Raw genomic sequence first — 22,274 nt, 5'->3', positions numbered from 1 at the left:
GGGCGCGGGGGTTACGGGGCGATATTTCTTGAAATGCACGTGCATCAGCCCTTGCACCTGCACGCCATTCCTAGCAGGATTGCCCCGGACCCCCGCACGTGAACTCCCCGGAGATCGCGATGACCCACTTGAACGACAGCGACCGACAGGCGCTGCGGCTGGCCCAGGATCTCCGCGAGGAGATGCGGGCGGCACTGCCGCAGCTGCCGTCCCCGCCTTCGGTCTCCCCGTTCGTCGATCAGTCCGGGATGCCCAGCGTCCTGCTGAGGATGGACGCCGACACCGCCCGCGCTCTCATGGCCGTGCTGGCCGAGCGCCGGGCCGAACCGGGCGGCGTGCCCACCGGGGAGCCGCGCCGTGCCGACGGCTCCGTGCCGCCCCCCGTCCCTCCGCAGGCGGCCCAGGCCGTCCCGGCGGCGCAGGGCCCCATCGTCGCGGCAGCCGCGCCGTACGGGGAGCCTGCCTACGGGGAGCCTGCCTACGGTGACGCCGCTTACACGGAGTCACCGTACATCCCGCCCCAGCAGGGTGCGTCGGTGTTCACCGGCGGAACCGGCCCGACACCCCTGGTGCCGTCGGTCTACCCGAACTACTGACGCGACGTCCTTCGGCCCGTGCGGCACTCGCCGTACGGGCCACGCTCATGTCAGGGGCCCGGTAGCCGCTTGGGCGGCCCTGTCGGGCACGGATCCGCGGTCACGAGCCCCCTTCTTTACCTTCGGCGTCTGGCGATCTCCCATGACAGGAAGATCCTTTTCTCTCGTCCGCTCACTGGCCGACTGGACCGCAGGCCCCATGCGAAAGGCGCTTTCGCACGGTCGGCGGCTAAATGATCTACCTGGACAAAGGTAAAGAAATCGCCCGTTTGGCGAAAGCACGGTAATGCCGTATATAGTCACTCCCAGGTCCGGGTCAAAGAACCGTTGACCTGGCCAATCGCAGAGCCGTCGCTCCCGCCCGCCAGGCGGGTCCCCTGTGCCGAACGCGGCCGTACCATGCACCGGCCGCCTGCCGAGACGGGCCGCTGAGCCCCCGGTCGGCATTCTCTCCGCTTCAACGAAGCCCGTGACACACGCACGTCCGAGCACGGACGGGCGCGATTGATCGCGGGCGCGGTCCACCATGCCCGTGGATCGTTCCAAGCGGGGTCCTCATCGCGGCGGCAGCTCCCGAGTCTCGAGTCTCGGAGCCGGTCCCCTCATGCCCGGAAACAGCGCGTGACCTGCGCGCATGCCAGGGCAGGCCGGCAGCCCTGTACCCCGAACGAAGGATCTTCATGCAGCAGCGAGCGATCAACGTCGTCCTGACAGGCGTGACCGGTACCGCCCTTGCAGGCATGCTCGTGGCCGGTGTGGCCGCGGCCAGCGACGACTCCGCTCCCCAGAAGCAGTTCAAGCCCGAGCGGGCCGTTGCCGCGCAGGAGCACAAGGCTCCCCGGCAGGACGCCCTCAAGGCCCCCGAGAAGAAGCAGCCCGCGGCCAAGACAGAGGCCAAGCCCGCGGAGAAGCCCGCGGTGGCCAAGGACAGCAACAACGCGAAGAAGGGCCCGAAGGCCCTGCTCAGCGGCAAGACCACCTCGTCCTACTTCTGGGACGACGGGTCGGGCGTGCGGGGCGACACCGGTGCCCCCGCGAGCGGCAAGGCCATGCAGAAGGGCATGTTCGCCAGCCCGAGCTGGCCGATGCTCACCAAGGTGCGGGTCACCTACAAGGGCCGCAGCATCACCGGCTTCGTCGGCGACCGCGGTCCCGGCGAGCCGTCTCACCGCGGGGTGATGCTCGACCTCGACACCTACACCTTCCGGTACCTGCTGGACGGCAAGAAGCCCGCGAGCAAGTACAACGCGGGTACCGGCGAGGGACACCTGAAGGGCGTCAAGTGGGAAGTCCTCTCCTGGGGCTCCGGCGCCGGGAAGAAGGGCAAGCCGCGGCCTTTCGGCTCCTGACCGGAGGCCGAGCGAACCGTTCGTGAAATGGCTCACCGTGCGAATGTGAGCCCGCGCACAGAACGTTCGTGAGGTCTCTCACAGACCCGGCACAGGGCTGCCGGTGCATGGAGAACGGGGATTCCCCGGTATCGGAAAGATCACCGGGGAATCCCCATTTTCACTCCGCCGGAGCCCTCCCGGGACAGCTCCCTCGACAGCGCCAGCGCCGCGGTCCGCACGGCCGGGGCGAGCCGGTCGAGGTCCAGCCGGCACACGTTGCCGGTGATCGAGATCGCGGCGATCACGTGCCGCCGGTGGTCCAGGACGGGCGCCGCCACGGCGGACACGCCCGCCTCCGACTCCTCCCGGTTGACCGCGTAGCCGCGGTCGGCGGTGCGGGCCAGCTCCCGCTGCAGCAGCCCCGGCATGATGATCGTGTGCGGTGTGTAGCGGACGAGCCCGGCCGCGAGCACGCGCTCCAGCCGCAGGGGAGGGCCGAGCGCGAGGAACAGCTTGCCCGTCGCGGTGCAGTACGCGGGCAGGCGCCCGCCCACCCGGGACACGATCGGCATCGACCGTCGCCCGGTGACCTTCTCCAGGAACAGCGTGTCCGTCCCGTCCAGGACGGCCAGGTGGATGTTCTCGTGCGTCGCCTCGTACAGGTCCTCCAGGTAGGGCAGGGCTGCCTCGCGGAGTCCGCGCGGCCGGGGGGCGCGCTGCCCGAGCACGAACAGCCGCATGCTGAGCCGGTAGCCGGACCCGGTGCGCTCCACCCCGCCCCACCGCACCAGCTCGCTCAGCAGCCGGTGCGCGGTCGGCTTCGGCAGCCCGGTGCGGGCGGCCAGCTCGGTCAGGTTCAGCTCGGTGTCGGCCGAGCCGAAGGCGTCCAGCAGGCTGAGCCCGCGCGCCAGCACCGATCTCGGCGGCTCGTCGCCCGGGGAGGGCACGTCCATCCCCCGATGGTGTCCGTGATCGGACCCGTCGGCAAGGGGCGGGAAGCGGGCGCCGCCCCTCGCGGCCCCGGTCACCGGTCCTCCCCGTGGCCCCGGACCGGCGCCTCGATCAGCAGCGGCGCGTCGAGGTCCTTGACCGCGGCGACCGCGTCGCGCAGCTCGTCCGCCGATCCCGCCCGCAGCGCGTCGATCCCGAACAGCCGCGCCGCGGCCTGCCAGTCGAGTGCCGGCGGGGCCAGGTCCATGCCGACGTAGGTGCCGTGCCGGGCCGACGCCCCTCCGCCCTCGTCGAGGGTGTCCTTGAGCGTCCGGTACTCGCCGTTGTTCATGACGACGAACGCGGCGGGCACCGCGTAGCGGGCCGCGCTCCAGAGCCCTTGCAGGCCGAACATCGCGCACCCGTCCCCGAGCACCGCGACCACCGGACGCCCCGGATCCCCCATCCTGGTGCCGACCGCCGCGCCGATGCCCCAGCCGAGGCCGCCGCCGACGGTGTGGACGTACGATCCGGGCCGGTCCTGGCGGAGCACCGCGCGCAGCCGGAGCCCGACGGTGATCGCCTCCTCGACCACCACCGCTCCCTCGGGCAGCCCGGCGGCGACGGCATGGGCGGCGGCGCGCGGGTCCAGCGGGGACGGCGAGTACGCCGCCCGCGCGGCGGCCTCCACCTCGTGCCGTGCCCTGGCGTGCCGCGCTCCGAGGCGCCGGGCGCGCTCCGGGGCGGTGGGGACGAGCCCGTCCAGGTGGTCGGCCAGCGCCCGCAGCGTCCCGGCCAGGTCGCCGGTCAGGCCGTGCCGGACGGCGAAGTTCCGGCCGATCTCCGCCGGGTCCTCGTCCACCTGCACGATGGCCAGGCCGTCCGGGACGGCCGGGCCGGGCGTGTAGTGGTGGGGCATGAACGCGTGGCACCCGGCGATCAGCACGGCGTCGTGGCCGGCGAGCGTCTCCCGGATGACCGCGTTGCGCGGCGGCAGCATCCCCGCGTAGAGCGGATGCCCGGTGGGGAAGTCGATGCCGTCGTTCATCGGCTGGTGGTGGACGGCCGCGCCGAGCCGCTCGGCCACCGCGACGAGGTCGGCGACCGCGCCGGCCCGCCCGACCCCGTCGCCCGCGACGATCGCGGGACGCCCGGCGCGGGCGAGCAGCGCCGCGGCGTCCCCGGCGTCGGCCGCGCCGGGCCCCGTCACGGGGGAGCGGGCCGGCACCGCGACGTCGGCGTCCTCCTCCAGCAGGTCCATCGGGACCGACACCAGCACCGGCCCCGCCGGGGGACGCGCCGCCAGCGCGAACGCGCGCCGCAGCACGATCGGCAGGTCGCGGGCGTGCCGCACCTCCACGGCGTGCTTCGCCGCCGCCGACGCGAGGCCCACCAGGTCGCCGGAGAGCATGGGGTCCTGGATCAGGTGGCGCCGGTCCTGCTGCCCGGCCACGACCACCATCGGCGTCCGCGACCGCATCGCGTTCAGCATCCCGATCAGCCCGTTCGCGACGCCCGCGGCGACGTGCAGGCTGACCAGCGACGTCCGCCGGGTCGCCCGCGCGTACCCGTCGGCCATCGCCACCACGGACCCTTCCTGCAGGCCGAGCACGTACGGGAGATCGGGGGCGTCCGCCAGCGCGTCCATCAGGGGGAGCTCGGTCGTGCCGGGATTGCCGAAGACCCGGGTCACCCCCTCGTCCCGGACGATCTCCAGCAGCGCCTCGATCGGCCTCATGTCCTGCCTCCCACGTCGTCGGAGCCCGTGCCGGCCGGCCGGGTGGTCAGTGCAGGGCGGAGCCGCCGTCGACGTTGATCGTCTGGCCGGTGAGGAAGCCGCTGCCCTCGTCGCACACGTACAGGAGCGTCGACACCAGGTCGCGGGGCTCCTCGACCGCCGGGACGATCTGCAGGTCTCGGACCCGCTCGAACGCGCCGTCCGCGCCGGTCGTCCGGGCCGCGGTGTCGGTCCGGGTGAGGCCCGGTGCGATCGCGTTGACCGTGATCCCGTGAGGGCCGACCGCGCTCGCCAGGGCGCGGGTGAAGCCGACGAGGCCGGCCTTGGACGTCGTGTAGGCGACGAGGTCGGGCGGCCCGAGGAACACCACGGCGGAGGCGATGTTGACGATCCGCCCCCAGCCGGCCGCCTTCAGGTGGGGGAGCGCGGCCCGCGACACCAGGAACGGGCCGTCCAGGTTCACCCGCAGGATCCTGCGCCAGTCCTCCAGCGTCGTCTTCTCGAACTCCAGCGGCGGATAGATCCCGGCGTTGTTCACCACCACGTGCAGGCCGCCGAACCTCGCGGCGGCCTCCTCGACGGCGGCCTCGACCTCGTCGGGGTCGGTCACGTCCGCGCGCACCGGATGGAAGCGGTCGCCGATCGCCTCCGCGGTGCCCGACTGGTCGGCGAGGTCGAGTCCCGCGACGCGGTGCCCGCGCGCCGCAAGGGCGATCGCGAACTCGCGCCCCAGCCCGCCCGCCGCACCGGTCACGAGGGCGACCCGCCGCGTCCCGTTCATCGACGGCGTCTCGCTCATGGACGGCAGCCTGCGCCATGCCCGCGGTCCCGGCAAGGCCCCGTTTTCATTCATTGAAACGGGTTCCTTGTGGTGGAGTGGGGCCGGTCACATGCTCGCCGCATGTCCGAACGAAAGCCCGCGGTCACGCCGGCCCCGGAGAACACGAAGGGCGAGCCCCCGGCGGGGCGGCCCCGGGCCCGGCGCCCGGTCCCCGACGAGGCCGGCGTCGTCGGCGTGCTCATCCTGCTGGTGCTGGGCGTCGGCCTGCTCCAGCCGGACTTCCTGCGCGCCGGCAACCTGCTGACGACCGCGCACAACTCGGTCTACGTCGGCCTGATGGCGTGCGGGATGGTGTTCGCGCTTGCGATGCGCGAGGTCGACCTGTCGGTCGGCGGGATGTACGCGATGGGCGTCGTCGTGGGCGCGCTGCTGATCAGGGACGGCTGGAACCCGTGGCTCGCCGCCCTCGCGGTGCCGGCCCTGTCGGCGCTGCTCGGCGCGCTCAACGGCGCCGTGACGACGTATCTGCGGCTGCCGTCGTTCATCGTCACGCTCGCCACGCTGATGCTGCTGCGCGGCGTGGGGCTGGCGCTGGCCGAGGGGAAGCAGGTCACCGACCTGCCGCAGGAGCACGCCTTCTTCAGCGTGCTGGGAGGCGGCGAGTCCCTCGGCGTGCCGAACGCGGTGTGGGTGTTCGCCCTCGCCGTGGCCGTGCTGACCGTCGTGTTCACCCGGACGAGGTTCGGGGCGCGGGTCCGGGCGATCGGCTCCAACCCCGAGGCGGCCGAGTTCGGCGGGCTGCCCGTCACCCGCACCCGGATCGCGGCGCTCGCCCTGTCCGGGCTGATGGCTGGGGTGGCGGCCGTCCTCGCCCTGGCGTTCTTCATCGCCGGGGACCCCACCATCGGCCAGGGCTACGAGCTCACGGCCATCGCCGCGGCCATCATCGGCGGCACCCCGCTGAAGGGCGGAACCGGCTCCGTCCTCGGCGCCGCGGCGGGCACCCTCATCCTCGGCGCCGTCACCGCGGCGCTGGTGTTCTTCGAGGTCCCCATCAACTGGACGACCTTCGCGACCGGCGGCGTGATCCTCGCCGCCGTCGGCGCCGCGCCGCTGCTGCGCCGCATCCGTGACCTGCGCTCTTCAGGGAGGAACCCATGATCCCGCGTCCCCGCGGGCCCGTCGCGGCGGCCGCCGCCCTCGTGCTCGGCGCCGCCCTCGCCACCGCGTCCTGCGGTGACGGCGGCGGCTCCGGAGGCGAGGGCGAGCGCCTCAGGATGGGCATCGCCGTCGCCAACTACAGCCTCAACTTCGCCCGCGAGATGTACGAGGGCGCGACCGAGGCGTCCAAGCAGGCCGGGAACATCGACTTCAAGGTCGTCGGACCGCCCAACACCGACGGGCCCGCCGAGCAGCAGCTGTTCCAGAACCTCACCGTCACCCACCCGGACGGCATCGTGCTGGAGAACCTCGACCCGCCGATCTTCACCCGCCCGGCCGCCCAGGCGGTCGACAAGGGCATCCCGATCGTCGCGCTCGACACGGCGCCGACGGACGGCAGCAAGGTGACCTTCTACGTCGGCAACGACAACTACGAGCTGGGCGGGCTGCTCGCCGAGGCGACGGTGAAGAAGCTCGGCTCGGACGCGAAGGGGACCGTGGTCGTCGGCGTGCCCAACCCGGGGACGCCCGTCCTCGACAGCCGCGCCAAGGGCATCAAGGAAACGTTCGCGAAGCTGGCGCCGGGCATCCGCGTCGTCGGCCCGTTCCAGACCTACAGCGATCCCGCGCAGAACTACGGCGCATGGCAGTCGCAGGTGAACGCCAACCCGGACGCGCTGGCGTTCCTCGGTGTCGGCGACGCCGACAGCTACAACCTCGGCCGGCTCAAGGAGCAGAAGAAGGGCAAGTACCTGACGGCCGGGTTCGACGTCGACCCGAAGACCCTGGAGTACATCAAGAAGGGCACCAACTTCGCCGGCATCGACCCCGAGCACTACCTCAAGGGCTACATCGCCACCGCGATCCTGATCAAGTCGGTGCGGGAGAACGACGGCAAGCTGCCGGACGGCTGGTTCAAGACGCCCGGACTGGTGATGGACTCGTCCAACATCGACGAGATCCTCACGCGCCAGCAGTCGGTGCAGAACGCCTACCGGTGGTACAAGCCGCAGCTGGACAAGCTGCTCGCGAACCAGCAGGCGAGCATGCGCCCGCTGAAGGACGCCCGATGACAGGGAGGCGCTGATGCTGGTCGCCTCCGGCCTGGTCAAGCACTACGGCGGGGTCACCGCGCTCGACGGCGTCGGCATCACTCTGGACGCGGGGGAGGTGCACGCGCTCGTCGGCGAGAACGGCGCGGGCAAGTCCACCCTCGTGAAGGTCATCTCCGGTGTGGTGCGGCCCGAGGGCGGCACGGTCGAACTGGACGGCTTCCCGGTCCGGTTCGCCGACGCCCGACGGGCAGCGGCGCAGGGCGTCGCGATCGTGTCGCAGGAGCTGATGACCTACGACGACCTGACCGTGCTGGAGAACCTGTTCCCGTACGGGGCGCCGCGGCGCGGCGGCCTGGTCAGCACGCGGGAGATGCGGCGGGTCGCCGGGCCCGTCCTCGCCGAGCTCGGCCTGGACCCGCCGCCGCACGCGAAGGTCGGCGAGCTGCCCCTCGCGGACCGGCAGCTGCTGGAGATCTGCCGCGCGCTGCTGCAGGACCCCCGCGTCCTGATCCTGGACGAGCCCACCTCGGCGCTGCCCCGCGACGCCGCCGCCCGGCTCGCCGCCGTCACCCGGCGGCTGGCCGCGCGGGGGCACGCCGTCCTGTACATCTCGCACTTCCTGGAAGAGGTGATGCGGGTCGCGACCCGGGTCACCGTCCTGCGGGACGGCCGGGTCGTGCTCGCGGGCGCGCCGGTCGCCGACGTCGGCCTGGACTCCCTGGTCGCCGCGATGCTCGGGCAGGCCGCCCGGCGCGCGGACCCCGCGGACGCCGCCGCCCCGCGCCGCTCCGGCGGGGCGGCGGTCGCCCTCGCCGGCGTCACCGTCCCGGGACGCCTGCGCGAGGTGTCCCTGACGGCCCGGGGCGGGGAGATCGTCGGGCTGGCGGGCCTGCAGGGGGCGGGGCATCTCGCCGTCCTCGACGCCGTATGCGGCCGGGTGCGCCCCTCGTCCGGTTCCGTCCGGCTGCCGGACGGGCGGTCGCCCCGTTCCGCCCGGCACGCCGTCACCAAGGGCGTCGCCTACATCTCTGGCGACCGCAAGGGCCGCGGGCTGATGCTCGACAAGACGCTCTGGGAGAACATCACGTCGGTGAGCTGGCTCGGGCAGGGGCGCGGCGGACCGATGCCCCGCCGCGCACGCCTGGTCGAACGTTCCCGCGGCCATCTGGTGCGGCTGAGGGTCCGCGGGGACGTCCACGGCCGCGCCGGCGACCTGTCGGGCGGGAACCAGCAGAAGGTGGTCCTCGCCAAGTGGCTGGACGCCGATCCGGCCGTCCTCGCCCTGGACGATCCCACGCGGGGCGTGGACGTGGGCGCCCGCGGCGAGCTGCACGACATCGTCCGGGAGCTCGCCGGTCAGGGGAAGGTGGTGCTCATCGCCTCCAGCGACCTCGCGGAGCTGGTCGAGCTGTGCGACCGCGTCGTCGTCCTCCAGCACGGCCGGATCGTCGCCGCGCTGGACGGCGACCGGCTCACCGAACCGGAGCTGAGCCTCGCCATGAACGCCGGCTTCGCCGCTCCGGCCGGCTAGCCGGCCAGCAGCGGGATGACCGGGGCGAACTCCTCCATGACGGTGTCGGACACCTGGTAGTAGGTGAAGCCGAAGCGGTCCCGGCGGGCGAGCATCTGCTCGGCGATGTGCTCGGGCGGGCCGACGAACTGGGACGGCATGCCGAGGACGAGGTCGGCAGACGAGGTGCCCCAGCCGCGGGTGACCGCGACCCTGGCGGCGGCGCGCCGCGGATCGGGGCCGAACGTCGGCGTCACCATCATGCTCAGCTCGACGTCCCGCCCGTCGGCGGCCTCGCGGACCCACTCGACCTTGCGGGCGATCGTTTCGGGGAGGCGTTCGGAGATCTCGTCCGAGATCGCGCCCTCGGGGAGGGCGCGCGGAAGGATGCCGACGGTGTCGGCGTGCCGTCCGGCGATGCCGAGCATGCGCCGGCTCCCGGCGCCGACGACGAGCGGCGGGCGCGCGGCGGGGACCGGGAAGACGGTCAGGCCGTCGATCCGGTAGTGCTCGCCTGAGAAAACGGTCTTCTCTCCGCCGAGCAGACTCCGCAGGACGAGCAGAGACTCCTCCAGCCGCCCGACCCTCGTCCCGGCCCGGTCGAACGCGATCCCGGCGGCCTCGTACTCCTCGCGCAGCCAGCCCGCGCCGAGGCCCAGCTCGAACCGCCCTCCCGAGAGGTGGTCGAGGGTGGCGGCCTCCTTGGCGAGCATCACCGGGTGCCGGAAGTCGTTGGAGAGCACCATCGTGCCCAGCCGCAGCGTGCTCGTCGCGGACGCGGCGTACGCCAGCGCCGCCATCGGCGCGAGCTGCTCGCCGAAGGGCTCGGCGACGAAGTGGTCCCGCAGCGTCAGGACGTCGTATCCGAGGTCCTCCGCGCGGCGGGCGGTCTCGGCCAGCTCGGCGCCGGAGCGGATCGACTCGCCCACCACGCCGAAGCGGAAGTCTCTGGTCATGCCCCGAGCCTGCACCGCGATCGGGCGGCCTCGCTGGCAGGAATCCGACGTGAGGCTTGGAGCGGCGGAACGGGGCGAGCGGCTCGGTCGCCGTCCGTGCGGCGTAAGGGCGTCACCGACTGCCCCGTTCTCACCGTCACCTACCAGGCTGCGTCGCGCCGCCCGGTTTTGCAAGGCGGGGCGGGGCTAGCCCCCGACACGCTGGGACAACAGCTTTCCCGGCCAGTCGCCCACGGTGAAGTCCCCGACCGGCTCGAAGCCGTTGCGCCGGTAGTACTCGACGAGCCGCCCGTCGCCGCCGCGGTAGCAGTCGACGCGCAGCAGGCCGGCGCCCTTCGCGCGGGCCTCGTCCTTCGCCTTGGAGATGAGGGCGGCGCCGACCCCGTGCCCGGCGAACGCGCGATCGGTCACCAGCAGGGTGATGTACAGCTCGGGCTCGTCGATCGGGTCGACGTAGTGCGGCGGTCCCGGCGACACGGCCATGACCCCGGCCGGGCTCCCGTCCACCTCCGCCGCCCAGATCTCGTCGTCGCGGGCGATGCCCGCGATGCGCTCCACGCGCCGCGGATCCTCCGACCACGGCTCGCTGCCCCACTGCCCCGTGCGGCCGTTCGAGGCGAGCCACGCCACGGCGCCGTCCAGCATCGCCATCATGACGGGCGCGTCGCCGGGCCCGCCCTTTCGGATCTTCATCGCACCTCCTCCGGCATCCTCGCAGTTCTTGATCATCCGCACGAGATCGGAGGGCGGGGAACGGTGCGTCCGGCCTTACGGGTCGATGAAGCCGCGGGCGCGCTGGAAGAGGCCGAGCGTGATGCCGTGGAGGAGGTCGCCGGTCTCCTTGGGCGCCTTTCCTGCGAAGGCGCGGGCGTGGGTCCCCTCCAGGACGATGCCGAGCTTGAAGCACGCGAGCACCGCGTACCAGGTGATGGACGGCAGGTCGCGCCCGGCGACGGCGTCCGCGCGCTCGGCGTAGGCGGCGACCAGCTCGTCCGCGGTGGGCAGCCCGCCGGCCGCGCCGAGGGGACCGGCCAGCGCCGCGCTCTGGTCGGCGCGGTCGGGCCAGGTGGCGAGCAGCCAGCCGAGGTCCAGCAGCGGGTCGCCGATCGTGCACATCTCCCAGTCGACGATCGCCGCGACCTCGGGCCCGTCGAAGGAGTACATCAGGTTGGCCAGGTGGTAGTCGCCGTGCAGGATCCCGGGACGCCACGTCCTCGGTCGGCGCTCCTCCAGCCAGCGGGCCACGTCGTCCAGGCCGGGGATGTCCGGCCCGGGGTAGCCGTCCAGGGCGCTGTAGGAATCGAGCTCGGACATCCAGCGGCCCACCTGCCGCTCCAGGAACCCCTCCGGCCTGCCGAAGTCCCGCAGGCCGGCCGCCTCGTGGTCGACCGCGCCCAGCGCCGCCAGCGCGCGGGCCGCGTTCAACCCCATCTCGCGCCGGACGGAGGCGTCCCCGGCGTGCCGCTCGGGCAAGGTCACCGAGGCGTTGAAGCCCTCGACCACGGTCATCAGGTAGAACACCGCGCCGCCCATGACGGACTCGTCCGGGCAGGCGGCGACGAGGCGCGGCGCGGGGACGTCGGTCCCGTCGAGCGCGGCGAGCACGCGCGCCTCGCGGCGCAGGACGTCGTTCGTCCGCGGCCGCAGATGGCCGGGGCCGCGTCTGAGCACGTACTCGCGGCCGCCGCGGCGGAACCGGACCAGGGTGTTCTGGGTGCCGCCGGTGAGCACCTCGACGTCCTCGAACGGCCCGCCCGGCAGGTCCTGGCCGTCCATCCACCCGGCCAGGACGCCGAAGTCCACGAGGGCGCGGTCGATCTGCTCAGGCTGCACGGCGGGTCCCTTCCCGACACTGATCGTCCGGAGACTAACAGTCATGCACTTGCATTATTTCCTCAAGTGGGTGGATTATCGAGTCCTCACGACCCCGGGAGGGCGCCATGGCTTGGGACTTCGAGACCGACCCCGCCTACCAGGAACTTCTCGACTGGGCGGACGCCTTCGTCCGGGACGAGGTCGAGCCCCTCGACCTCGTCCTCGGCGACCCCTACGACAAGACCGACCCCCGCTACAAGCGACTTGTCCGCCCTCTGCAGGACCAGGTCCGCGACAAGGGCCTGTGGGCGTGCCACCTCGGCCCCGATCTCGGCGGCCAGGGGTACGGCCAGGTGAAGCTGGCGCTGCTGAACGAGATCCTCGGCCGCTCCCGCTGGGCGCCGTCGGTGTTCGGCTGCCAGGCGCCCGACTCCGGCAACGCCGAGATCATCGCCCACTTCGGCACGCCCGGGCAGAAGGAGCGCTACCTGCGTCCCCTCCTGGACGGCGAGATCTCCTCGTCCTACTCGATGACCGAGCCGCACGGGGGAGCCGACCCGACCCTGTTCACCACCCGGGCCACCCGCGACGGGGACGGCTGGGTCATCAACGGGGAGAAGTGGTTCTCCTCCAACGCCCGCCACGCCACGTTCCTCATCGTGATGGCCGTGACGAACCCGGACGTGTCCGCCTACGAGGGCATGTCCATGTTCATCGTGCCGGCCGACGCGCCGGGCCTGACCACCGTCCGGAACGTGGGCGTCGGCGGCGAACGCGAGGGGTCGCACGGCTACCTGCGCTACGAGGACGTCCGCGTCCCCGCCGAGAACCTCCTCGGCGACGAGGGCGGCGCGTTCGCCATCGCGCAGACCCGGCTCGGCGGCGGCCGCATCCACCACGCAATGCGGACCATCGCGCAGGTCCGCAAGGCGTTCGACATGATGTGCGAGCGCGCGGTGTCCCGGCAGACGCGCTTCGGGCCGCTGGCCAAGATGCAGATGACCCAGGAGAAGATCGCCGACAGCTGGATCGAGATCGAGCAGTTCCGGCTGCTCGTCCTGCGCACCGCCTGGCTCATCGACAGGCACAAGGACTACAGGAAGGTCCGCAAGGACATCGCCGCCGTGAAGGCCGCGATGCCGAAGGTGTACCACGACGTCGTCCAGCGCGCGATGCACCTGCACGGCGCCCTCGGCGTGTCGAACGAGATGCCGTTCGCCGCCATGATGATGGGGGCGGAGGCGATGGGCATCGCCGACGGCCCCACCGAGGTCCACAAGATCACCCTGGCCCGGCAGCTGCTGCGCGGCGTCGAGCCCGTCGAGGGCCTGTGGCCGTCCGGCCACCTGCCCACCCGCCGGGCGGCGGCCGAGGAGCGCTTCGCCGAGGCCCTGGAGCACGCGATCGGCGATGAGTGACACGCGGGAGAGGCTGCTGGACGCCGCCGAGGCCCTCTACGCAGCCCGCGGCGTGGACGCCGTCAGCCTCCGCGAGATCGTGCAGGAGGCCGGCGCCCGCAACGCCACGGCCGTCCAGTACCACTTCGGGGACCGCGCCGGGATCATCCGCGCGATCTTCGCCCGGCACGCGCCCGAGGTGGAGGCCCGCCGGCACGCCCTGCTCGACGCCTACGAGGACGGCGAGCCGGGCGTCCGCCCCCTGGCCGCCGCCCTGGTCCGCCCCATGGCGGCCCGGCTCACCGACGAGTCCGGCCGCGCCTACCTCCAGATCTGGGCGGACGTCGTCAACCGCCCGGACCCGCTCGTCCCCACGGCCGTCCTGGACGACCCTCCTGGAGCGGGACCGTCCGCCCAGCGGACGCCCGACAGCCTCTGCCGCTGGCGCACCCTGGTCGAGCCGCTGCTCGAAGAGGACGCGGCCCGGCTGCACCGCCGCTTCACCGCCATCCTCTACGCCTCCATCGAGCTGTCCCGCCGCGCCCGCTCCGGTCCCCGCACCGACGACCGCCTGTTCACCAGCTACCTGATCGACGTCGTCGCCGCGATCCTCGGCGCCCCCGTCTCCGCCGAGACCCGGCGCCTCGCCGCCGAGCGCGACGCCGCCCGCCGCTGAGGTCACATTCGTCCAAGACGGACGGTCGCCCTCCCCGCAGACTGGGCATCCCAGAAGCAGGGAGGACGACATGACGAGCGAGATCCGCCGCACCTTCTACCCGCTGATCAGGGCCGCCGACCCGGCCCGGACGCTCGAATGGCTGGAGAAGGCGTTCGGCTTCGAGACCGCCGGAGTCCACAAGGACGACCGGGGCGCGATCGTCCACGCCGAGATGCGCTACGACACCGGCCTGATCATGCTCGGAGCCGCCGAGACGCCGGCGGCGAGCGTCTACGTCGCGGTCGACGACCCCGACGCCCACCACGACCGCGCGAAGGCCGTCGGCGCCGAGATCTTCCGCGAGCTCACCGACCAGGACTACGGCTCCCGCGACTACGCCGCCCGCGACCCCGACGGCAACGAATGGTATTTCGGCACCTACCGCCCCTGACCCGTTCCGGGCCGCCGTTCAGGGAGAGCCGGGCGGGGCGAGCAGCTCGTCGATGACGATCGAGCCGCTGAGGCGGGCACCGTCCTGGACGACGCTGCGGATGGTCAGTTTCACCGGCTCGGGGAGATGCTCCTCCGCCGCGGACTCCAGCAGCGGGCCGTGCACCTTGCCGAACGCCGTCCGTGCGAGGGCGCGCACCATCACCTGCGCGAACGGCACGGGCAAGGCGGGAAGCGACTCGATCCAGCGGAGCCGCTCGGCCTGCGGAGCGTCGCCGCACAGGGTGGCGACCTCCTTGAACAGCTTGTTGGCCAGCTTGTTCTGGTGCTGGGGACCGCGGTCGGCGGTCAGCCGCCCGAGCCGCGCGTAGAAGGCGAAGGCATCGCCCGACCGCCCGGAGGAGCCGAGCCGGCGCAACGGGAAGCGCAACCAGACCTGCGTGCCGCGTCCGGCGGAACCGCCCAGGGCCAGCATGAGGAGATCGTCCAGCGCGTCCTCGGTCAGCGGCCCGGCCTGCGAGAGGGCGATCACGAGCGCGTCGCGCGCCGCGTTCAGCGTTCCCTGGTCGCGGTACGCCGTCCCCACGGCGTGCAATCCGTCGGGACGGACGCTGACCAGTGTCCGTATGAGCGACGTGACGTCGTCCAGCGGCAGCCGTCCTCGCCCGGCCTGCCGCCCCATGAGCCGCAGGACGTTCTGCCTGGCGGTGTGGACCTGGGCTCCTTCCCACATCTTCCGCAGCTCCGCGAAGCCGCGGACCCGGAGGATGTCCAGGTCCTCCACCGCGAGCCACAGGTTCATCGCGTCCTGCTGCGCGCCGCCCCCCTTGGCGAACAAGGTGTCGATCAAGTCGTCCACCTCGCCGGCGTGCCGCGCCAGCGCGGGGCCGAGCGCGTCCCGGTCCCGACGGACCGCCTCGATCAGGGGCGCGGCCGTCAGCCACGCGCCGCAGCAGGTGAGAGCCGCCGGCAGCAGATCGGGGTGGTCGCTCAGATGCCGGCTCAGGGAGGCCGTGACGGACTTGCGGCCCGGTGCCCCGATCGCTCCGGGATCGGCCCGGACGGCGTCGAGCGCGGCACGGGCGACCGGGTGGCCGCCGAGGGCCGCCGGGACGACCGCGGCGATGAAGCCGCCCGCCGCGGTCCACTGGGAGGGCCGCTGGAGGGAGGGCAGGTTCGTCAGCAGCTCCGCGACCTCGTCCGGGGAGAGCTCCGCGCCGTGGACGGCGGTCCTCGCGACCGTGGCGCGCAGGCACCGCGGGTCCGCCGTGTGCGCGGGATCGGCGGGCAGCGCGCTGAGCGCGTCCCGGAGCAGACCGCGCAGCCGGCGCCCGGCGGGGCTCGGGCCGCGCAGGAGCGGGATCAGGAACGAGTCCGGCAGCTCCAGCAGCGGCAGGCCGAAGGACTCCTCGGCCGGCGGGAAGATCGCCGAAAGCGTCGGATCGATGAGGGCGTTCCCGTCGGGAAGGGCCGCCAGCGCGACCGCCAGGCCCGCGAGCCTGAGCTGGGTCGGCCAGGGCGCCTGCGGGTGCCGGGCCAGTTCGGCGCGAACCTCGGCGACCAGCCCGGCCCATTCCGCCGCGCGGGGCTCCGGGCCGCCGAGGCGGTACTCGCCGATCCAGTGGAGCCCCCAGAGCCTGCCCGCGGCGAGCCGCACCGGCGTGGCCTCCTGCCCGCCGTTGCGCGCCTGCGCGGCGATCGTGGCCTCGATGAACAGGTCCAGCGTCGCCTTGGAGCCGAGGTGCTCCCACTGGTCGCCGACGATCCCGAGAATCGTCACGGCCAGGGCCCGCGAGCTGGCCGCCAGGCAGCCGGCCTCGAAGAGCGACCGCAGCGTGGTGCTGCTCCAGCCCGGATCCTCGGCGGCGACCAGGCCGACGGCGCGGGGAAGCGCCTGGTCGCTCACAAGGAGCTCGCCCTTCTTCTCGATGACGTACCAGACGCAGTCCAGATCATCGACGAGGTCCCGTACGGCGGCGGCGTCCTGGCCGGCGAAGCGCTCCAACACGTTCAGCACGGCCCGCCGGCAGGCCTGCTCATCGCGTTTCCAGACGAGGCGCAGCAGCGCCATGGCCCGGCCCACCCCCGCCCCGGTCACGCGCGGGGTCAACGCCACGAAGCGCCGGACCACCTCGGTTCCGGCCCGGGCGAGCAGGCCCGGCACGTCCGCGTCGACGTCGGGGTGGTGGGCCGCGACGACCAGCGCCATCGACTGGAGGTTGACCTGGCCGGACGCGGCCAGCGCGTCCAGGGCCGAGGAGACGTGGCGGCGCAGCGCCGGATGGGCGTGCCAGCCGTAGATCAGGGCCTGCTCGAACACGGCACCGACGTAGAGGTCGAGCGGACGGTCCTGCACGATGCCCTGCAGCCTGCGCAGTTCGGCGTCCCTGCCGCGGGCCAGCAGTGCCCGCGCGGCGACGTACTCGAAGAGGAGCTGGTGGCGGAACCGGACGTGCCCCCGCTCGTCCATGAGCAGGACCGACCTGCTGAGCAGGACGTCGAACGCGGCGTCGAGGTCGGTCACCGCGCAGCCGTCCCATGCGGCGGCCACGTCCCGTGCCCGGGACGACAGCTCCTCGTAGGGGGACTCCACGGAACCCGAGGAGAAGAGCCCGATGGCGATGCAGGCGCAGGCGTCCCCCATGTCGCCGCCGCGGCCGCGCACGGGATCCGTCCGCCAGTTCCGGTCGCGGCGGATCTTGTTGTCGAAGTACGCGCCCAGCACGTCGAGGCTGTTGACCTCCTCGTCCGGGAACGTGCCCTCGTACGCCTCGAAGAGCAGCCGAAGCAGCAGTGGATGGCGGCAGACCTCGGCCATGCTCAGCCCCCGCGACGCCGTCCGCATCATCAGCGCGACCTTCGCGCCGATCGGCTTCGGCGGCGCGTCGGGACAGAACGCCTCGACGTGGCGCTCGATCACGTCGTGCAGCTCGTCCTCGTCATAGGCGCCGAGCCGCACCTGGTCGAATCGCGGGTCGAGGGCGTGCGACTCCTGCTCACGGCAGCTCACCACGGCCCGCGCGCCCGCGTCGACGGCGGCGTTGAGCATGGCGTTGGCCCGGTCGATCTCATGCTGCTCATGGAGGAGCAGATCCACCGTGTCGAGCAGGAGCACGGGACGCTCGCCGGCTGCCGCGAGGGCCTCGACGGCGCGGACGAGCACCTCTCCGTCCAGCACCGGGTCAAGGCCCGGATCGGCGCGCAGCCAGGCGGCGTTGACCAGCAGCGGGCGGAACGCGCCTTTCAGCTCCTTGTGCAGGCCCCACAGCAGGCTGGACTTGCCGTAGCCGGCCTCGCCCACGATCTTCGTGCGCCACGCCTGGCCGGTCACCCGGGCAAGGACGTCGCCTTGAAGGCGGCGTGGCACGTACAGACCGGTGCTGTACCGGGTCGCGCGCCCGTCCGCGGCCTCGAACGTCTGGTCCAGCTCGGACGCGAACCCCTCGCACATCCGCAGGACCCGTGCCACCTCGGGATCGCCGTCCCGGCGCCGGGACGTCTCGGTGGCGCTGAGCAGGGCGCCGAGAATCGTGCCCAGCTTCCGGCGCACGCTGGTCGAGGATTCTCTCGTCCACTTGGCGGCCAGGGAGAGGCGCACCTCCATGACGCGCGGATCCCGGTCCCCGAGCCGCTCCTCGAAGCCGTCGTCCTCCGCTGACAGCCCCAGCAGGTCGCGTGCCTGTTTCAGCTCGCGCCGGCGGGTGCGGGCGGTGACCTCGTTCATGCGCTCGGACAGGACGCCGCCGAGTTGGACGCGGGTCATCACCGCGCCCTCGCCGGCGAGCCGGCGAGCGAGTGCGAGCAGTGTCTCCTCCCTGGAGATCAGCCGGGGCAGGTCGGATTTCGCGAGGCCGCGCACGAGCCGTTCGCAGAGATCGCGCAGTTCCGAGTCGGACAGGTCCGCCCAGCTCTCTGACACCGCCAGCCTCCTGTCGAGATCTGCCGAGATCTGATGAACGAAGGAGCACTTCATGTTCTGAACTGCGAGGATACCCTGCCGTGTTCGACAGTTCCCGCCAATTGTCGACAGTCCTGGAAGGGTTTTATTGCTGTCCTTAATGTCGATTCCACTGCCATTGATCGCATGGAAGTGGAGTCACCATGAAGGGCATTCTGGTTCGTGTCCGCGCGGCGGCGCGCGGGCTTTCGCGAAGGTGCGCCGACCGGGCCCGCCCGGCCGGAGCCGCCGTCCGCGCCGCCATGATGGCGGTCGCCGGCACGATGGGCGCCGGCCGGCCGGCCGTCGTCATCGCGTGCGCGGCCGCGACGCTGGCCACCGACCTCGTCACCTACCGTCTCGCGGCACTGGAGGACGTGGCCGACCCTCATGACGAGGGATGACGCGGAAAGCCGGCGCGCCGATTCGCATGGCGGATATCCGAAGGCGCCGCGGCCGGGGGCGGTGTTACGGTTCGGTGGCCGGCCGCGGGACTTCGGTGTGACTTCCGGAACCCGCCTTGAAAGCGATGCTTCGCTGTTCGCGCCCCCATTCCCCGGCCGGCGCCTGTCCACCCCGGGGGAGTGATGAGCGAGACGTTCGCCGATCTCGTCGCGTGCGAGGACGTGCTGATGTTCGTCAACGCGGCGATCACCTCGACCGGGCAGCGCGAGTTCCACCACCACGCGGGAGAGCAGCGCCTCAGCCTCGAGTTCCTGCACGAGTACATGCTGGAGAACTACCGGGACATGTACGCCGACGTCCTCGCGCTGGACGTCAACGACCACAACGCGGCGATCATCGTGCGGAACCTGCTGGTCCGGGCGGGGGACGTGGGGGTCGAGCGGCGGCGCGGGGAAGGACGGCTGATCGCGCGGCGGCTGGAGACGCTGCCGCCCCAGCGCGTGTACCGGCTCTTCCGCGAGCTGCGGCGGCTCGGGGTGAACAACCGGCGGACGCGCGTCATCATCCGCGACTGGATGGCGGGGCGGCGGGACCCGGCGTTCGACGCGGTCAAGTACCGGGGCGCGGTGAAGGACGCGGCGCGGCACGCGCATCTGCGGCTCCGCGGCGAGCAGCGCAAGTTCCTGTTCGCGCCGTTCAGCGTCAAGGCGTTCAAGACGCCGATCTTCGAGCAGTGGCGGCGGGCGCATTACGAGCACGCGGCCATCTACGAGCTGCCGTACACGGTCGCGGAGGGATTCGCGGTCAAGCACCGGATCCCGCGCGAGGTGTTCCTGGAGCGCATCCAGCCGCGGATGACGCGGCTGGAGCGGCTGCGCCTGCAGTCGAGCGGAGGGGCGGCCGTCCGGGCCGATCTGGGGGAGATGCCGCTGACGCGCCTCGCCTCGTACGTGCTCTCCCTGCCGCTGGACGAGCGGTCCGAGCGGCGGGCCGAGCTGAGCCGGGCGCTGCGGACCGCCGCGCGGCGGGTGGCGGGTGCCGCGCGAGGCTCCTGGGGCAGGGTCGCGGCCGTGCTCGACGACAGCTACTCCTCGCTCGGGTCGGGGCAGAAGCGGCGCCGCCCGCTGGCGGTCGCGCTCGCCGCGCACTACCTGCTGGAGACCCTCGCGAAGGACTACACGCCGCTGTGGACGTCGGGCCGCACCGACGAGCTGCTCGTGTACCCGTCCGGCCCGACGCCGCTCGGGCAGCGGATCATCGACGCCCTGGAGACCGGCCCCGAGCGGCTCCTCATCATCTCGGACGGCTGGGACAACGCGCCCCCCGGCCTCGCCGCGGACGTCCTGCGGATCTGGCGCACGCGCCTCGACCCCGGCCACCGGCTCGCGCCGGGCCGGCGGGTGATGATCGCGCATCTGAACCCGGTGTACGACGCGGACGACTTCGACGTGCGGCGGCTGTCGCCGGCCGTGCCGACCGCGGGCGTCCGGGATGCCGAGGACCTCCCGACGCTGGTCGAACTCGCCCGGTTCGCCGAGGGGCGGGTCGGCCTGGCCGGGCTCCGGGCGCATCTGGACGATCGGGTCGCCCGGTTCCTCGGGGAGCGCGCATGACGATCAGGCTGGACGGGCTGGAGACCAGGCCCGCGCAGGTGTGGGGTTCCGTGCGGCTCGTCCCGCTCGTCCGGGAGGAGCCCGTCCCGTACCTGCGGCTGCACCGGAAGGCGTACGAGGAGCCGGTGTCGGTCGTGGACGTGGGCGACTCCGTGTACGTCTCGTTCGTCCCGCACGCCTTCGTGGCGGCGTGGAGTGACGGCGACCAGACGCAGGCGGCCTCGTACGGGACGCGCCTGCTGGAGCGCGACACCGCGGCGGCCCCGCCGCGGATGCCCGTGCGGTTCACGCGGAGGATGGCGCGGAAGGCAGGCAAGGACCGGCTGCGCTTCCTTCCGCTGCATCTGGCCGTCGAGGGCTATCTGGCGCTGCATTTCGGCGGACCGTCGATCGCGTGGGAGGAGTGGTCGCGCCGGGCGGTCGCGCACGGCCTGTCCCCCCGCAGCGAGGAGGCCTACCTCGGGCGGGCGGTCCAGGGCTTGGAGGACGCGCTGAGGATCTTCGAGATCCACCCCGGGCAGTGCGGCGTGATGGTGTACGTCGCGGACTCCCTGGCGAGCGCGTTCGTCGTCCCGCACCCCGACGACTACCGGGCGCTGCACCCCACGCTGGTCGAGGACCTCTTCGGTGAGCTGGTCTACATGTACGGCCTGCTGGGCGCCCCTGCCGGCGACCTGTCCGCGCCGATCGACGACGCGGACATCCGCTCGCTCGGCGACCTGCGGACGGCGGTGACGCTGCGCCAGGAGGAGTGGGCCGCCTTCCACGACGGGGTCATGGCCGGGCAGCTCTTCGACGAGGAGGGGACGCGGCAGGTGGTGCAGTACCTGCACGGCTTCGAACTCTCCCGGTGGCTGCCCTCCTTCGCGCTGCGCGGGGAGAACCACATCGGCGAGACCATCACCGACGGGGACGGCCGCATCGCTTACATGAAGACCTTCAGGCTCTCGGAAGCGCAGGTCAAGCGCGGCTACCTGCTCAAGCGGCTGGCGGAGCACGACTGGAGGCTGGGCGCCACGGCCGCCGCTCTGGGCGCCGACAAGGCGGCCCTGGTGCTGCGGCTCGAACGGGCCGGGTTCGGCTACCTGCTGCGCCAGGACGTCCTCGACCACTACCGGGCCGAGCGCGCTACCTGAGCCCGGCGAACAGGTCGTCTTCCTGGTCGGGTGCCTCGACGCGGTTGCGGTGGCGGATGAACGCCTCGGAGGAGAACGCCATCCGCTGCGTCTCCTCCGGCAGCCGCAGCAGGAAGATGCTCTCGCCCTGGCTGGCGTGGGCCAGGAGCGCCTTGCGCTTGGCGTCGAAATGCTCGGAGACGTCCAGGACGCTGGTGATCAGCTCGTCGGGCGTGCCGAAGTCGTCGGGCGGGTCGAACCCGAGATCGACACCGGCGTCCCGGACGGCCTGGAACAGCTGCTTGCTCCCGGACCGGGGGATGGCCGTGTAGTAGAGCTTGTCGGGGATGCCGGACCGCTCGGCGGCGGCGACCGCGATGCGGTGGGCCTGGATGTGGTCGGGGTGCCCGTAGCCGCCGTTCTCGTCGTAGGTGACGACGATCTGGGGGCGGTGGCGCTCCATCAGCTCGGCGAGCCGCCCGGCCGCCTCGTCCAGCGGGACGTTCGCGAAGGCCGCCGGGTCGTCGTTGGCCGGCCAGCCCGGCATGCCGGAGTCGCGGTAGCCGAGCAGCTCCAGGTGGCCGATGTCGAGCAGGCCGGCGGACTCGCGGAGCTCGGCGAGCCGCCGCCGCGCGACCTCCTCGGCGTCGTGCCCCGGCTCGCCGGGCTTCACGCCGCCGGGCCCGTCGCCCTGCTCGCCGTTGGTGCACGTCACGAGGACGGTGCGGACGCCCTCGGCGGCGTAGCGGGCGAGGATCCCGCCCGTGCTCAGCACCTCGTCGTCGGGGTGGGCGTGCACGGCCATCAGTGTGAGTTCTCGCGGCAT

At 72.7% G+C, this 22,274-nt stretch carries 19 protein-coding genes; 11 read left to right on the top strand and 8 right to left on the bottom strand.

The annotated features are described in order from the left end of the window. The first annotated feature begins 119 nt into the window (after nt 1–119). Both BM339_RS45275 and BM339_RS45270 read left to right on the top strand, forming a co-directional pair. Complete coding sequence (locus tag BM339_RS45275) at nt 120–596, top strand: hypothetical protein (protein ID WP_143118851.1); 477 nt, start codon at nt 120–122, stop codon at nt 594–596. Nucleotides 597–1,276: 680 nt separating this feature from the next. Then, nucleotides 1,277–1,945 carry an RlpA-like double-psi beta-barrel domain-containing protein gene (locus BM339_RS45270; protein WP_075024849.1) on the top strand — a complete coding sequence of 223 codons (669 nt, stop codon included), beginning with the start codon at nt 1,277–1,279 and terminating at the stop codon, nt 1,943–1,945. Between the two features lie 140 nt (nt 1,946–2,085). Here the strand turns inward: BM339_RS45270 and BM339_RS45265 are convergent, their stop codons facing one another. From BM339_RS45265 to BM339_RS45255, 3 genes are all read right to left on the bottom strand, one after another. Beyond that, nucleotides 2,086–2,880: an IclR family transcriptional regulator gene (locus BM339_RS45265; protein ID WP_052357843.1), complete on the bottom strand. Its 795-nt coding sequence runs from the start codon at nt 2,878–2,880 to the stop codon at nt 2,086–2,088. Between the two features lie 71 nt (nt 2,881–2,951). After that, nucleotides 2,952–4,595, bottom strand: a complete 1,644-nt coding sequence (locus tag BM339_RS45260) for a thiamine pyrophosphate-binding protein (RefSeq protein WP_075024848.1) — start codon at nt 4,593–4,595, stop codon at nt 2,952–2,954. 46 nt (nt 4,596–4,641) lie between these two features. Further along, complete coding sequence (locus BM339_RS45255; RefSeq protein WP_021599913.1) at nt 4,642–5,394, bottom strand: SDR family NAD(P)-dependent oxidoreductase; 753 nt, start codon at nt 5,392–5,394, stop codon at nt 4,642–4,644. A gap of 102 nt (nt 5,395–5,496) precedes the next feature. Here BM339_RS45255 and BM339_RS45250 point away from each other — a divergent pair, with 102 nt between their 5' ends. From BM339_RS45250 to BM339_RS45240, 3 genes are read left to right on the top strand one after another with little or no spacing between them, the layout of a single operon-like run. After that, entirely contained in the window at nt 5,497–6,537 is a 1,041-nt protein-coding gene (locus tag BM339_RS45250) for an ABC transporter permease (protein ID WP_075024847.1), read from the top strand. Next, a complete protein-coding gene (locus tag BM339_RS45245) occupies nt 6,534–7,610 on the top strand; it encodes a sugar ABC transporter substrate-binding protein (RefSeq protein WP_021599915.1) in 1,077 nt (358 codons plus the stop codon). Before BM339_RS45250 ends, BM339_RS45245 begins: the two co-directional genes overlap by 4 nt. Before the next feature lie 13 nt (nt 7,611–7,623). Beyond that, entirely contained in the window at nt 7,624–9,123 is a 1,500-nt protein-coding gene (locus BM339_RS45240) for a sugar ABC transporter ATP-binding protein (protein WP_075024846.1), read from the top strand. Here BM339_RS45240 and BM339_RS45235 read toward each other — a convergent pair. The 3 genes from BM339_RS45235 to BM339_RS45225 form a co-directional block, all read right to left on the bottom strand. After that, nucleotides 9,120–10,058: a TIGR03621 family F420-dependent LLM class oxidoreductase gene (locus BM339_RS45235; protein ID WP_021595444.1), complete on the bottom strand. Its 939-nt coding sequence runs from the start codon at nt 10,056–10,058 to the stop codon at nt 9,120–9,122. The genes BM339_RS45240 and BM339_RS45235 overlap by 4 nt on opposite strands. A gap of 186 nt (nt 10,059–10,244) precedes the next feature. Beyond that, entirely contained in the window at nt 10,245–10,751 is a 507-nt protein-coding gene (locus BM339_RS45230; RefSeq protein ID WP_021595445.1) for a GNAT family N-acetyltransferase, read from the bottom strand. A gap of 75 nt (nt 10,752–10,826) precedes the next feature. Beyond that, nucleotides 10,827–11,891 (bottom strand): phosphotransferase family protein, encoded by a 1,065-nt coding sequence (locus BM339_RS45225; RefSeq protein WP_337959954.1) that lies wholly within the window; start codon nt 11,889–11,891, stop codon nt 10,827–10,829. A 107-nt stretch (nt 11,892–11,998) separates the two neighbouring features. Here BM339_RS45225 and BM339_RS45220 point away from each other — a divergent pair, with 107 nt between their 5' ends. The 3 genes from BM339_RS45220 to BM339_RS45210 all read left to right on the top strand — a co-directional run bounded on the left by BM339_RS45220 (nt 11,999) and on the right by BM339_RS45210 (nt 14,379). Continuing rightward, nucleotides 11,999–13,291, top strand: coding sequence for an acyl-CoA dehydrogenase family protein (locus tag BM339_RS45220; RefSeq protein ID WP_075024844.1), 1,293 nt, complete (start codon nt 11,999–12,001; stop codon nt 13,289–13,291). Further along, nucleotides 13,284–13,946 (top strand): TetR/AcrR family transcriptional regulator, encoded by a 663-nt coding sequence (locus BM339_RS45215; RefSeq protein WP_075024843.1) that lies wholly within the window; start codon nt 13,284–13,286, stop codon nt 13,944–13,946. Before BM339_RS45220 ends, BM339_RS45215 begins: the two co-directional genes overlap by 8 nt. Nucleotides 13,947–14,016: 70 nt before the next feature. Continuing rightward, nucleotides 14,017–14,379, top strand: coding sequence for a VOC family protein (locus BM339_RS45210; protein WP_075024842.1), 363 nt, complete (start codon nt 14,017–14,019; stop codon nt 14,377–14,379). Nucleotides 14,380–14,397: 18 nt separating this feature from the next. On the opposite strand, the gene BM339_RS45205 is transcribed toward BM339_RS45210, so the two are convergent. Beyond that, the gene (locus BM339_RS45205) at nt 14,398–18,297 is read right to left on the bottom strand and encodes a hypothetical protein (protein ID WP_075024841.1); all 3,900 of its coding nucleotides are present in this window, start codon (nt 18,295–18,297) and stop codon (nt 14,398–14,400) included. Between the two features lie 182 nt (nt 18,298–18,479). Here BM339_RS45205 and BM339_RS45200 point away from each other — a divergent pair, with 182 nt between their 5' ends. The 3 genes from BM339_RS45200 to BM339_RS45190 all read left to right on the top strand — a co-directional run bounded on the left by BM339_RS45200 (nt 18,480) and on the right by BM339_RS45190 (nt 21,469). Beyond that, nucleotides 18,480–18,719 (top strand): hypothetical protein, encoded by a 240-nt coding sequence (locus BM339_RS45200; RefSeq protein WP_021595451.1) that lies wholly within the window; start codon nt 18,480–18,482, stop codon nt 18,717–18,719. Nucleotides 18,720–18,902: 183 nt separating this feature from the next. Continuing rightward, complete coding sequence (locus tag BM339_RS45195) at nt 18,903–20,333, top strand: hypothetical protein (RefSeq protein ID WP_075024840.1); 1,431 nt, start codon at nt 18,903–18,905, stop codon at nt 20,331–20,333. Next, complete coding sequence (locus BM339_RS45190) at nt 20,330–21,469, top strand: ARPP-2 domain-containing protein (protein ID WP_075024839.1); 1,140 nt, start codon at nt 20,330–20,332, stop codon at nt 21,467–21,469. The genes BM339_RS45195 and BM339_RS45190 overlap by 4 nt, the downstream gene beginning before the upstream one ends. On the opposite strand, the gene BM339_RS45185 is transcribed toward BM339_RS45190, so the two are convergent. Further along, nucleotides 21,462–22,274, bottom strand: a complete 813-nt coding sequence (locus BM339_RS45185) for a PIG-L family deacetylase (protein ID WP_075024838.1) — start codon at nt 22,272–22,274, stop codon at nt 21,462–21,464. The genes BM339_RS45190 and BM339_RS45185 overlap by 8 nt on opposite strands.

The organism is Actinomadura madurae, assembly GCF_900115095.1.
Classification (GTDB): Bacteria; Actinomycetota; Actinomycetes; order Streptosporangiales; family Streptosporangiaceae; genus Spirillospora; species Spirillospora madurae.
Note: the sequence above shows the minus strand (reverse complement) of the source record. Positions and strands in the feature narration are given on the sequence as shown.